14 protein-coding genes are annotated in these 13,034 nt (G+C 39.2%); 9 read left to right on the top strand and 5 right to left on the bottom strand.

The genetic code is table 11. The features are described from left to right. Nucleotides 1-211: 211 nt before the first annotated feature. From F9U64_RS09610 to F9U64_RS09595, 4 genes are read left to right on the top strand one after another with little or no spacing between them, the layout of a single operon-like run. Nucleotides 212-1,558, top strand: a complete 1,347-nt coding sequence (locus tag F9U64_RS09610; protein ID WP_153402849.1) for a phenylacetate--CoA ligase family protein — start codon at nt 212-214, stop codon at nt 1,556-1,558. Between the two features lie 31 nt (nt 1,559-1,589). After that, a complete protein-coding gene (locus F9U64_RS09605; RefSeq protein ID WP_153402847.1) occupies nt 1,590-2,819 on the top strand; it encodes a phenylacetate--CoA ligase family protein in 1,230 nt (409 codons plus the stop codon). Between the two features lie 38 nt (nt 2,820-2,857). Further along, the gene (locus tag F9U64_RS09600; RefSeq protein WP_323125833.1) at nt 2,858-3,688 is read left to right on the top strand and encodes a bifunctional 3-deoxy-7-phosphoheptulonate synthase/chorismate mutase; all 831 of its coding nucleotides are present in this window, start codon (nt 2,858-2,860) and stop codon (nt 3,686-3,688) included. Nucleotides 3,689-3,733: 45 nt separating this feature from the next. Next, on the top strand, nt 3,734-4,333 hold the full coding sequence (locus F9U64_RS09595; RefSeq protein ID WP_153402842.1) for a chorismate--pyruvate lyase family protein: 600 nt from the start codon (nt 3,734-3,736) through the stop codon (nt 4,331-4,333). Nucleotides 4,334-4,405: 72 nt separating this feature from the next. Here the strand turns inward: F9U64_RS09595 and F9U64_RS09590 are convergent, their stop codons facing one another. After that, complete coding sequence (locus F9U64_RS09590) at nt 4,406-4,681, bottom strand: hypothetical protein (RefSeq protein ID WP_153402840.1); 276 nt, start codon at nt 4,679-4,681, stop codon at nt 4,406-4,408. Next, nucleotides 4,678-4,935: a hypothetical protein gene (locus F9U64_RS09585; RefSeq protein WP_153402838.1), complete on the bottom strand. Its 258-nt coding sequence runs from the start codon at nt 4,933-4,935 to the stop codon at nt 4,678-4,680. The genes F9U64_RS09590 and F9U64_RS09585 overlap by 4 nt, the downstream gene beginning before the upstream one ends. A gap of 181 nt (nt 4,936-5,116) precedes the next feature. On the opposite strand from F9U64_RS09585, the gene F9U64_RS09580 reads away from it, so the two are divergent. Together F9U64_RS09580 and F9U64_RS09575 are read left to right on the top strand one after the other, a co-directional pair. Next, a complete protein-coding gene (locus F9U64_RS09580) occupies nt 5,117-5,413 on the top strand; it encodes a hypothetical protein (protein ID WP_153402836.1) in 297 nt (98 codons plus the stop codon). 27 nt (nt 5,414-5,440) lie between these two features. Then, entirely contained in the window at nt 5,441-6,238 is a 798-nt protein-coding gene (locus tag F9U64_RS09575) for a CPBP family intramembrane glutamic endopeptidase (RefSeq protein ID WP_153402834.1), read from the top strand. A gap of 136 nt (nt 6,239-6,374) precedes the next feature. Here the strand turns inward: F9U64_RS09575 and F9U64_RS09570 are convergent, their stop codons facing one another. Both F9U64_RS09570 and F9U64_RS09565 read right to left on the bottom strand, forming a co-directional pair. Continuing rightward, nucleotides 6,375-8,204, bottom strand: a complete 1,830-nt coding sequence (locus tag F9U64_RS09570) for a polysaccharide deacetylase family protein (protein WP_153402833.1) — start codon at nt 8,202-8,204, stop codon at nt 6,375-6,377. Nucleotides 8,205-8,213: 9 nt separating this feature from the next. Continuing rightward, on the bottom strand, nt 8,214-9,644 hold the full coding sequence (locus tag F9U64_RS09565) for an MBOAT family O-acyltransferase (protein ID WP_194287329.1): 1,431 nt from the start codon (nt 9,642-9,644) through the stop codon (nt 8,214-8,216). A gap of 207 nt (nt 9,645-9,851) precedes the next feature. Between F9U64_RS09565 and F9U64_RS09560 the strand changes: the two genes are divergently transcribed. The 3 genes from F9U64_RS09560 (at nt 9,852) to F9U64_RS09550 (ending at nt 12,837) form a co-directional block, all read left to right on the top strand. After that, nucleotides 9,852-10,364, top strand: a complete 513-nt coding sequence (locus F9U64_RS09560) for an acyl-CoA thioesterase (RefSeq protein ID WP_153402831.1) — start codon at nt 9,852-9,854, stop codon at nt 10,362-10,364. A gap of 110 nt (nt 10,365-10,474) precedes the next feature. Continuing rightward, nucleotides 10,475-12,007, top strand: a complete 1,533-nt coding sequence (locus F9U64_RS09555; protein ID WP_153402830.1) for a histidine kinase N-terminal 7TM domain-containing diguanylate cyclase — start codon at nt 10,475-10,477, stop codon at nt 12,005-12,007. Between the two features lie 107 nt (nt 12,008-12,114). Continuing rightward, the gene (locus tag F9U64_RS09550; protein ID WP_194287328.1) at nt 12,115-12,837 is read left to right on the top strand and encodes a response regulator transcription factor; all 723 of its coding nucleotides are present in this window, start codon (nt 12,115-12,117) and stop codon (nt 12,835-12,837) included. On the opposite strand, the gene F9U64_RS22620 is transcribed toward F9U64_RS09550, so the two are convergent. Next, nucleotides 12,832-12,996: a DNA-binding anti-repressor SinI gene (locus tag F9U64_RS22620; protein WP_194287334.1), complete on the bottom strand. Its 165-nt coding sequence runs from the start codon at nt 12,994-12,996 to the stop codon at nt 12,832-12,834. The two genes, F9U64_RS09550 and F9U64_RS22620, sit on opposite strands and share 6 nt — an antisense overlap. Nucleotides 12,997-13,034 lie beyond the last annotated feature (38 nt).

Genomic DNA, 13,034 nt, shown 5'->3' with positions numbered 1-13,034 from the left:
TCTCTTATGAAAAAAGTTAACGATTGGTGCTAGTTACAATATGAACTTTCTATCAGAACAGTTTGGATCAAATGATTAGTTTTTTCATAAATAAATGTTTGTCCGAGTCAATTATTAGCATCCCTGCATTTTATAAAGAGTAAAGGAAGGAGAAGAGTTCTTACTCAATCACTTTCATTGAATTATCAACAAGAGGGAATGGAGGATGTACATGAAAGGACAAACGCATAAAATGACAGTTTCGATTGATCAGCATTCCTCTCATCTGGAACAGTTCAAGGACTTCTATGAGCAATTAGATGATGAAGGAAAAACAATCGAAAAGCTGCCTCGCCATCAGGTAGAGGAGTATCAGCTGAAAGCAGTTAATGCAACACTAAATCATGTGTGGGAACACAACGAATATTACCGATCAAGATTAGAAGAGGCTGGATTTCAAGATCCGGAAATTGATAATTTAACACAACTTTCAAAAGTACCTCAATTGAAAAAGGATGTTATCAGAGGGGATAAAGGAAAATTATTATGTGTCGAACCGAAGGAAATCGGCCAAGTTCACCTTACAAGCGGAACATCAGGCAAGCCGATCTACACCTCTTACACACTTGCAGATCAATATGTTTACGATTTGCTTCCAAAATATGAGGAACTTTTTAAAGAAAAAGAAGAGGACATTACTGCAATTGCCTTGCCATATGAATTTGCCTTGCCAGGTCTTGGCTTTCAGCGTTTATTTCAATTTGCATTTGGGACAACTGTGCTGTCTCTAGGAAAAGGTGGCTATATGGCACCTGTTGACAAGTCATTAGAATTGATGAAGGAATATCAGGCAACTGTTCTGACAACAACCCCCTCATATGCTGCTCTTTTAGCAGAAGAAAGTGAGAAATATGGCATCAAAATCGGGGAAGACATTCGTCTCAAGAAAATCTGGCTTACAGGGGAAGGTTGTTCTTCTACTTTCCGTGAACGATTGGAGAAATGGTGGGGGTGTGAAGTTTCCTTCTTTTATGGTTCAACAGAGTGTGGGGTTATTGGAGTGGAATGCAGTAACCATAAAGGGTACCACATCATGGAAGGTCACGTAAAAGTGGAAATTGTTGATCCAGCATCAGAAGAGGTGCTTCCATATGGCAAAACAGGAGAAATTGTTGTAACAACACTGCTAAGAGAAGGAATGCCAATGGTGCGCTATCGTACTGGCGATCTGGGGAAATTAACACAATCAATATGTGAGTGTGGAATCAACATGGATGTCCTTGAGTTAAGAGGACGGCAGGAACATATGCTTCGTTTAGGTGCAGAAGATTATTCCCCTTTCTTAATCGAACATTTCCTCATGGAAGTCCCGGAAGCAGGTCTGTGGTATCACCTTAAACTAGAGCAAGGAAACTTAACGATTGAGGCAGAGAAGTTCCGGACAAATTTAAGTAAAAGACAATTGGCAGCAAAAATCAAGAAGCATATGGCTGACCGTATTGGGGTCGAATGTAAAGTAGTGATTCGCGATGATATCCCAAGGACATTTGGAAAAGCAACAAGAGTTTTTACAGATTAAATAAAAGAATCAGATGAAAGGGGGTGTCATCGTGAGTGAAGGCAATGAGGAAAGAGAGCGTAAATTTCGGGAAATGTATACACATTTACAAAACTCCCCTTTGTATAGACGAAAGTTATCCGCCTTTCCCAGACAGGGAGTGGAATGGAGTCAGATCAGCACCCTCCCTTTAACAACAAAGCAGGATCTGAGAGAAGCAGGGATTTTTGGAACGCTGGCGGTAGATTGGACGGAAATTGCCCAATATCATGAATCAACTGGCACGACTGGTGAACCATCTGCTTCGTGGTTTACAAAGGAAGATTTACAAACAGGTGGAAGACAATTAAAGGAATGTGGTGTCAAGTTAACTTCAAGTGATCTTGTGCTGATCCGTTTCCCCTATGCAATGGCACTTCCCGCATTCTTAATGCAGGATGCAGCATGGCAGACAGGGGCAGGCGTTGTACCAGCAAGTGGACGCACTGTCGTTATGCCATATCCCAGGGTCTTAAGTCTGATCAAAAAGTTATCTGTCACTGTTTTGGCAGGATTGCCTCGGGAAATGGAGCTTTTGGCAGAAACAGCTCGGCTTGAGGGTATGGATCTGAGTAAAGATTTCCAGCAGTTACGTGCCATTTGTGTTGCTGGAGAATTAATGACCGACAAACGCAGGAAGCATATTGAGAAATTGTGGGGTGTCCCTGTATTTAATATGTATGGTTCTACCGAAACTGCCAACATTGCTACAATGTGTGAATATGGTCATATGCATATTGTGGAAGAGGATTTTTATGTGGAAGTACTTGATGAAGATGGATTGGGGCCTGTTGCCACTGGAGAAAAAGGATATGCGGCGATTACCACCCTTTCTCACAAAGCCTCTCCACTGCTAAGATACTTCAATGAAGACATTATTTCAGTAAAGCCTTCTGTATGCAAATGCGGGCGCTCTGGTTCGATATTGACTCATTATGGAAGAGCCAAGGACCGGATTGCTTTTGGTGGGAGAGTCATCGATGCTAAGGAGATTCAAGAAGCTGTATATAGTTTGTCGGAAGTTCCAGATGCATGGCAAGTGCTTGAACAGGAAGAGAGATTGCATTTTCTGCTGGATTCCCATAATGCCGGCAACTGGTCGGAAAATATAGTCACATATCAATTATCTTCTAAACTTCCCGTGCCGGTTAGTGTGGAATTTACCAGCTTGCTTGATCGAAAGGAGCTAGTGAGTAATATTCCATCAGTAAAACCTGTTTATATAAAAAAACGAAAAACATGAATGCTGTTATTAGTTATAAACAGAAAGGATTGTTTATATTGAGTGATAAATCAAAACAAGAGAGATCACAGCTCCTAATAAGCCGTGAGCATAAAAGTGAAGATACAATTATTGAGGTGAAAGGAACAAGGATTGGCGGCTCATCTCATACACTGATCGCTGGACCCTGTTCCATTGAGTCTGAAGGCCAGCTCAGGACGGTTGCAAAGACCTTAAAGCAAGCAGGAGTTACTGTATTGCGAGGAGGCGCATTCAAACCAAGAACATCACCATATAACTTTCAGGGACTTGGGGAAGATGGGTTGAAAATGCTAAAGAAGGTCGCAGATGAAGTCGGAATGGTAACGATCAGTGAGATTATGACACCAGAACAGATTGATGTTGCCGCAGATTATGTAGATATCTTTCAAATCGGTGCCCGTAACATGCAGAACTTTGATCTGCTAAGAGCCGTCGGGAAAACAGACAAACCAGTATTGCTGAAACGCGGACTTTCCGCTACATTGGAAGAATTTAAGTTCGCAGCAGAATATGTTCTTGATCAAGGAAATGACAGAGTAATGTTAATGGAACGCGGGATAAGAACCTTCGAGAAAGCGACACGTAATACGCTTGATATCTCCGCTGTCCCCATCTTAAAGCAGGAAACTCACCTTCCTGTCTTAGTCGATGTGACCCATTCAACCGGAAGAAAAGAGATCATGCTCCCTTGTGCCAAAGCAGGACTTGCGGCAGGTGCAGACGGGGTGATGATTGAAGTCCATCCAAACCCTCCTCAAGCTCTATCTGATGCAAAACAGCAACTGAATATGGAAGAGTTCCAAGTATTCTGGCAGGAACTTACTAATTCTGGCTTATATAATAAATGACAGCAATCTTGTTCAATGAACGAGTTTTCTAATGGAGGTGAGAGAATGAAAGGCTCACAGTTTAATAGAAAAACGCTGGATATTTTACAAGATATCATCTTCCGTATTCTGCTGGTAACAGATGGCCGTACAACAGATATATTAGAAACATTGCTGGGTGAAAAGCTGAAAGTACAGGTAATCCGTCAAGAACAGATCGGGGTGAAAGAGGCCGTTATGACAGGAGAGTCCCAAGGCGCTCCTTATTATATTCGTGAATCTGTTTTGATCGGGGAGAAGAGTGGCGTTATCGTGTCTTACAATATTGCACTTGTTTATTCAAAGAATGTACCGCCTGCATTGTTTGAAAGCATGGCGAATCGTCAAGAGGGGATCGGCAAAGTGATGAACTCACAAGGAATTCGCACATTAAGGGAAGTTATCGATTTTGGATTCATAGAGGAAACAGCAACTGTTGATCTTTTCAACAGGCCAGTGAATATCAACTTGCCAAGCAATGGTGAAAAATTCCCATACAAAAAGTATTTTATTTATTTTGGACGAAAACCAGGCATTCAAATGGTAGAATATTTCAACCCAGCTATTATTCAGCATCGCTTAAAACAGGAGGTTGCATACGAGCAGCCGCATGAGCTTGATGAATAATACTGGAGCAATGGTTGGCTTGACTTACGTTGGGTCAGCCATTGCATCAGTATCATAAGAAAGCAGGATAGTTTATTCCTTTTTCTGCTGTTCCTTCACTTGTTCCATAACTTCCAGGCAATAATTCACCATATATTCCATAGCGCAATGTATGCCCTTCTTGATTGCTTTAGATAATTTGACTATCCCAATATCATAGGATTGATCCCGTTTATCTACAGCATCGGCAATATCTGTTTTTGCTGTTTCAGCACCTTTTTTTACTGCGATCATGTAGGCTTCAACAAATTTTACAAATTCCAGTTTAATGCCGGCAAGTATGGACCGTGATTGATTATCCTCCTTCATTTCTTTTTCCTCCTTAATGCTACCTTATTCGCCGGAGACCTCTTCTTTAGGTTGGAATTGGCATGTAGTTTGGCTGGACCCTTCTGTTCTTGTCCTGTGGAGGTACGGATCTTTTCCGTCTGCTTTTGTTGGTTTTTAGGGATAAGCAATGAAACAATAACACCTGCTGCTATGACAAAGAGAATAACACCAAATAAGCTATAGCCCAAAACAGTTAAAATTCTGTCCCCATGTCCCATATCCTTCATTTTCATCCTGATGTCACCCCCACCCTAAGCGAATAGTCCAGTATATGAAAAAATGTCCAGATTCATATAGTTGCTTAACTATTTCTAATGAAATTCCACATTAGTCCAGTCAAACAGGAAAAGATTACATATATATAAAGAGTCACCATAGAGCATACATTTATTTTACAAAGGGAGGCTACAATTCATGGAGAACAATGAGAACAAACCAGAAGAAGTGACCGGAACAGAAGATGAATTGAAGACATTTATCCAAGAGGAATTAGATAAAATAGAAAGCACAGAAAAGGATGAAGGTACAGAGGACTCACCACAAGATACAACAGGGAAGATGTCCCGTGCAGTTAGTGCAGTTTTAGAGCAGCTGCCTTTAGAGGAGATAATGGAATCAGCACTCAGTACAGTGTATAATGCCCAGTCAAGCAGTAATAAGGAAAAAAGGCGTGTGCAATCCAAAAGACGAGTAAAAAAAGTAGAAAGATAATGAGAGAGTGAAGGAGTTTCAAAGGTTATGGCTGTCTCTTTACATTCCACCATTTTTAAAAATATAGCTTCATTATTTATTTTTAGTTCGCTTGTGGTTATTCTGCAATGGAATGATGATCAGCTGTTATTGTTATGGGGGACTGGAATCAGCCTGCTTTCTTTCGTAAAATCGATGAGATTATTTAGTATCACAACCGTTGCCTTTGGTGCAGGATTTTATCTGTACAGCCATGTGAATGATCTTTTGGCAACGATGATGGATGGTGGAACTTTTATCATTTGGAGCAGATTGTCATTAACTTTTATCCTCCTCTCCTTAATTATTGTTTCTCTTATCTATAAAAGAGTTATTTTCAGCAGCTTTCAAAAGCCCCAATGGAAAGAATCTGTTCATCTCCCTTTTATCCTGACAGGGAGACACAACACAACTGTTCGGCAGTTCCTTCTGGTTGCAATGATGATAAACTTGATCGTATGTATGCCCTTTATCTGGAATAGTGGCTGGGAATATATCAAGGAAGTCTGGCTGTTTCTGCTTGGTTTTTCTGTTATGAATACTGTGCTTGAGGAAACCATATGGAGAGGTATCCTTCTCGATCGTTTTTCTGAGTGTTTTGGCAATAGCTGGGCTGTATTGATCACAAGTGTCGGTTTTGGACTTCAGCATTATTCACTTGGATTTCCCTGGAGTGGCTGCGTTGTATTTATTCTAGGTGGGTTGTACTTTGGAGCCATAACGGTAAAAGCAAATAGTATTATTCCAGCGATCATATGGCATATGTTTCTGAATATATTAATGGTGTGGAGCGGGATGATCGTGTAACGCGGAATTGAGCACAAGCTTTTATACAAATTAAGCATCCTGGTAAAGGAAGGATCCATAAGGCTCCCACTGATCACTTTATTCATGAAAAAAAGGCAGTGATTACATGGAATCACTACCTTTTGGTAAAAACTTTTTATTCTGATAACATCTCAACAAGCTTAGAGCTGGAGATTTCAGTGCCTGCATTAATCCGCTTTAGCGCAAACAGGCTTGACGGGTCACCTCGTCTGATTGTATTCATCCCACTGTTTACACTAAGGGTGACATCATAGTCTAAATCCTTTAACATTTGCTCTGTCTGCAGAACATACTCACCATACGGATAAGCATAAGCAAACACATCATTTCCAACATTTTGCTCTATTTGTTCTTCTATTTTTAATGTATCTCCCATAAAAGCCCGGGCATAATCCCCTGTTGTTTCCCCTTCTTTAGGCAAAGCTGCAAATCTTTCCGCATCATTTCCTTCATGCATATCAAAGCTGTGATTTTGCAGTTCGATAAGACCGGATGCATGCATTTCCTGTGCCTGCTGCCAGGTGAAATGCGGATAGAAATCAGCACCCTCAATTCGGTGGGTATCCCGTCCTGCAGACCAGCCGATCATAAAGATTGTTGCCTTCATATTAAGTTCTTTCAATACAGGGTACGCATATTGGTAATTACTCAAGTAACCATCATCAAATGTGATAACAACAGGTTTCTCCGGCAGTTCGCCTTCCCCATTCACATATGCTGCAAGATCTTTTAAATGTATCGGATTAAATCCTGCTTCTTTAATTGCCGTCATGTCCTGCCTGAATTTCTCTGGAGAGATAATCATCCAATTAAGCAAGCTGGGATCTTCTGCAATATGATGGTACATTAATACAGGGACGTTTACGCCATCTCCATCTTCTGCTGTAATGTGTGCAGGTGGAGTAAATACTTTTTCAATATGTTCTTCCACATTATCCTTCGTTGTATAATGGCCGAATTCCTCAGGTACATAAACTTCTGGATCATCATAAATATAACCAAGCATCATTTCACCGACACTATTACGGTAATGCATAGAATCATAATAATATCTTGGGTCATTGCTCATAGAGGTATAGCCGCTAAAATCCCAAAAGTCTGTCACCTCCGCAAGTTTAACCCAGTATTCTTTTAATTCTTCCATGTTATATTTCTGTAATTCTGATTTATAGGTGGCACCTGTAATAAAGGTAAATGTGGCCCCATGTTCTTCCGCGTATTCTTTCATCCGCTTTAGTGACTCCACATTCTGATCAATGGCTTGTCCTTCTACTTTCCCGATGGGAAGTTCAAAGTTAGGATTGTTTTGCCAAAACTCGTCCAGGTTATCAATATCTTCTTTATCCCGTTCCACCTTATTATATACACCAGTTTCCGGGATAATTTGCGAATATGCCATTGGATCAATTGCATTCTCTCCGAATCCTGCCAGCTTGTCATAACCATAAGCAGGATTGAGCCATAAATATTTTAAATAAAACGGAAGAAGAGGCTCGTCGGTTACTTTTGCGTGCAGGCTTTGTTTGAAATCTGTTGCTTCTTCATGAAAATGTCCAATTTCCTGCAAAGACATATGCAGGACAATATTTTTTACCTCATAATTATCAATAAGATGATAAAGTGTCTTCTCATAATCATGGAAATCCCCGCCATACATCATCATACTGTAAAAACTGGCATCTCCGTAGTATTTATTTAACAGTTCTGGCGATATGGAGCTTGATTTCGAACCGCCAATAATATAGGAATCATACTCTTCATGGTGTTCATCAAGGTAGGCGATTTTTGCTACACGTGGATTGTTGACCATATTGTAGGAATCCCACTTTAATACCTTATCCCCGAAAACGCCGAATGGATCAACAATCATATTAAAACCGCCAAGCAACATTCCTATTAGCAGCAATCCTCCGATAAATGCCATTAACCACTTTTTGAATTTCATACTGCACCTCTAAAATTGAAAGTATAAAAAGTCTGAAACAGCCGTCATTTGCGATAATGCTAACCCAAGCAACAGTGCTGAGATCACTGCATTTTTCACACTTGGTTTAAACTCTTCTTTCATCTGATTCGAACTTTTACCAAAGAAGGCAATTCCCATCGCCACAAGTAAAATGACAATTGTAACAGAATTATTCATGGCAAAAGTATATATGTCATAACTGATTTCTGAAAAACTTAAGTTCGCAAACTGCTGAAAATCAAACATTTTCCCCATAACGGTAAACGCCTGGGAGGTATCTGTTGCTACAAATAATATACGTGTTCCAACAACACCGGCGAATGTCAGTACCCATGCTACTATGAAAGGAAGCTGCCATTTGCGGCGCCGCATAAAATGAGACATACAGACAAATACGCCGTTTATAATCCCCCATAACACAAAGCTCCAGCCTGCTCCATGCCAGAAGCCTGAGACGAAGAATGTGAACATGACGGCAAAATAAAAATTGAAGCTTCCTTTTCCTTTCCGGTAGACACTCCGGAATATGTAGGTAGAAAGGAACCGCGATAAGGTAATATGCCATCGTTGCCAGTAATCCCGGAAGTTTCTTGCTTTATATGGAGACATAAAGTTTTGCGGAAGCAATATATTAAAGAATAACCCCAATCCAATCGCCATATCAGCATATCCTGATAAATCAAAATAGTAAGACAATGTGTAGCTGAATGTTGCTAACCATGATGCAAGAACATCATATGATGCTACATCTGAAAAATAAGCTTCCCCATATAAAGTGAGTGGATCAGCCAGAACTACCTTCTTTGCAGCACCCATTGAGAATAAGAAAATTCCTAGCATTATATTGTATTTGTTAAACAGTGGTCGTTTTTCATCTTCAATTTGCGGCACGACTTCTTTGTGATGCACAATCGGACCTACAATTAATTGAGGGAAAAACGTAATGAATACAAGATAATTAATGAAGGAATACTCTTCTGTGTGCTCCTTGTAACAATCAACAAGAAAGGCAATAAGCTGGAATGTAAAAAAGGATATTCCCAGCGGCAGTAAAATATCCAGCAAATCATAGGAACTGCCTGTCACAAAGTTGAAATTCTCAATGGCAAAGTTCGCGTATTTATAGTAACCGAGTAACAAGATATTTTCTGCCAAACCAATGGTAAGCAGCAATCTTTTCTTCCACTTTTTATTACGCCCATTTGCCCGAATAATAGCTATTCCTATTATATAGTTGAAAATTACCGAAGCAATAAAAGCGAAAGTAAACATCCCGCTTCCCTGCCAATAAAAAACAAGTGAAGCCAGTACAAGCCACACCTTTGATAATTCATCCAAACGAAAATGTGCCAATAATCTGTATCCTAAGAACGTAATTGGCAGAAATACCAGAATAAAAAGGTATGTTGAAAAAATCACGAAAAGGACTCCTCTACTTCTATATAAAATGAAAAAGGCGTGAGAAACGCCATTAACACCATATTCCATTTTATCACTTTTTAAGTTGATCGCAAACTGAAATTTCACCTTCTCTCCAGATAGAATCTCAGGAGTAATTTATCAGCAATTGTGGAAAATAGATATAGTAATCTCGGATAATAAAATATACAGAAAAAGGTGAAGCAAATGAAAGATACTTATATTAGAGAAACGCTTGCTGTTAAAGTAAGTCATGTATTCCCGCCAGATACGAACAACCATGGGACGCTTTTTGGCGGTAAATTAATGAGCGATATTGATGATATTGCCTCCATTTCTGCTATGAGACATGCAAGAAGTCCTGTTGTCACCGCATCTACAGACTCTGTTGATTTTCTAGTTCCAATCCACACAAATCAATCAGTATGCTTACAATCTTGTGTTACATGGACAGGGACAAGTTCCATGGAAGTATTTGTGAAAGTATTAGCAGAAAATTTAATTACAGGAGAACGAGTAATAGCAGCAACTGCCTTTTTGACATTTGTAGCTGTTGATGAGAAAGGCGGTCCTGTTCCTGTATCGAAGGTAATTCCAGAAACAGAAGAGGAAAAATATTTATATGAAACAGCGAAAATCCGTGTTGAAGCAAGGAAAAAACGAAGAAAGGAAAGCAAAGAGTTAGCGAAGAACATCAATATGGACAAACCTTGGGAGTAAGAATTAAATACTACAAGATAGTTAGTTTAATTCGTGAAAAAATAATCACCGCAGATGACAAATTTTGATATATAATAGGAGGAAATGACTAACAAAAGAGGTGGCCCTCTGTGACTTCCGAGTTAACTGCTACGATTGCTCTTATCTGTACATCTGCTGTTTTAAACTTGTACTTGTGTTTTCTTGTCTATAGAAAAAGACATCTTTATTCTAATATTGCCGATTTCTTTATTGGATATGCGATGACCATTACCATCTATTGTTTCGCTGCTGCCTTTAGTTTGTTGGCTGAATCTATGGTGGAAGTAAAGATCTGGACAACAATCCAATACATCGGAATTGCTTTCTCTCCACCATTAGGTTTATTATTTACGTTAAAATATTTGGGAACAAAACTAACACCTGGAATTTATTTTTCACTTCTCATCATTCCTGTCCTGTCACTGATGATGGTGGCCACCAAGGACTTTCACCATGCTCATTACCGGGTTTTTCAACAGGATCCATCCTTAGGTCTGCCTTACTTATATCTTGAAATTGGTCCATGGTATGTTGTTCATGGTACCTTTACCTTTGCATGCATGTTTTTTGCATTCTCATTTTTACTCATACGTTGGAAGGATACAGCCCAAATCTATCGTCCACAATTAGTTGCGTTATTGTTGGGACAATTCATTCCTATGTTGACAGCATTTATCTATTTAATCGGCTTAACTCCTCCGGGGATTGACCCAGTTCCGATTGTCTTATGGATTACCTCTGTATTATATCTATGGGCGATAAATTCCTCACGTCTTTTTACAATTCTGCCAGTCGCGAAGGATGCTATTTTTAACAGTATGAATGACGGGGTAATTGTTTTGGATGAATCGAATCGTTTAATTGAGTTTAATCAGGCATACAAGCGAATGTTCCCGCAAATCAATAAAAAGATGACGGGGAAAGATATTGAAAAAGTCTGGAAGGATTTAACGGAAGAACCTTTACTGAAAAATATGGAAACGAATGTGGTGACAGAGATCACCATTAATCATTCCATCTACCAAGTTAGTTTTTCACGTTTGCGTAAAGCGAGCGGTTCCCTCATTATTTTTACAGATATAACCAAGTTGAAAACCTTGCAAATGAAGCTGGAACATCAGGCATATTACGATGAACTTACTCAAACATTGAATCGAAGGGCATTTTTTGAGAAGGGGGAACAGGCATACAGTGGTGCTATTATTCATGACGTTCCATTTATCGTTATGTTAATGGATGTTGACTTCTTTAAGAAAGTGAATGATACACATGGTCATGACATTGGCGATAAGGCACTTCAGCATGTTGCTTCAACTTGTAAGTCAATGCTTGATGAAGAGATGATTTTCGCGCGTTATGGCGGGGAAGAGTTTGTTTTATCAGTAAGCGGCTATTCGTTAGAGAAAGGGGAGAAGCTTGCTGATCAACTTCGGATGAAACTGGAGAGCAGCCCGTTAGTTACAGAAAATCTCACCATTACCATCACAGTAAGCATAGGAATGGCAATCGCCAATACAGATACTTTGGAGCAATTATTAATCAAAGCAGACAAAGCTTTATATACGGCTAAACGGAATGGACGTAATCAGGTTAGTACTTTTGAACGGGTTGAAATTATTTAGTCTATTATTTGTTGAGTACACTTTTGATATACTAGAAATGATAGACTTAGTCTTACTACTAATAATGTTAAAGATTCAGTAGAATGAAACAAGTTAGGGGAGGTATTATGGCAAGTGAAACAATATTAATAGTCGATGATGATCAAGATATTCGTTCTTTAATAGAATTATATATGAAATCAAATGGTTATAACGTACTAGTTGCCAGTGATGGTATCGAAGCACTGGCAATGGTGGAACAGCAATTACCAGATTTAATCATACTAGATGTGATGATGCCTAGGCTGGATGGTTATGAATTATGCCAGGAACTGAAGAAAATAACCGATATACCAATCATATTCTTAAGCTCGAAAAATGATGATATGGACAAAATCCTGGCACTGAGCGTCGGTGGGGACGATTTTATTGAGAAAAACACCAATCCGCCATTATTATTGGCAAAAATAAAAGCACATTTACGCAGATACCGGAACTTATCCGTGAAAAATAATCAAAATGATGAGTACGTAAAGGATACCTCTGTTATCGATTATCCAGGATTAGTCATTAACCTTGATAGTGCTGTCGTGAAATTAAACAGCGAAATTCTGCGATTGTCGGCAAAAGAATATCAAATCTTATGTTTGTTAGCGCAAAACCCTGAAAGAATATTCAGTGTTGAGAAGTTGTTCGAATTGATCTGGGATGAAAACAGTTTAGGAGATTACCGGACAGTCATGGTACATATCAGCAATCTGAGAAAGAAATTAGAGACAGACTCGAATACTCCCAAGTATATCGAAACAGTACGTGGAATAGGTTATAAATTTAATGAAATACAATCATAGTTTTTCCAGCTGCTGATCTGAATCGATAATCTTCTTTTCTTTTAGAAATTCCTTTACTTGTTGAACAGAGCAGCCATTGTGTTTAGCAAATAGAAGAAGAGCCAGCCACTCTTTATCTAATTTCTGTTCATTACCGGAATTATGTTGCACTGTATCCATCATACAGATCCTCCTTTTCTCTTACCAGAAAAAGTATA

This window comes from Gracilibacillus oryzae (genome assembly GCF_009498735.1).
Lineage (GTDB): Bacteria > Bacillota > Bacilli > Bacillales > Amphibacillaceae > Gracilibacillus > Gracilibacillus oryzae.
Note: the sequence above shows the minus strand (reverse complement) of the source record. Positions and strands in the feature narration are given on the sequence as shown.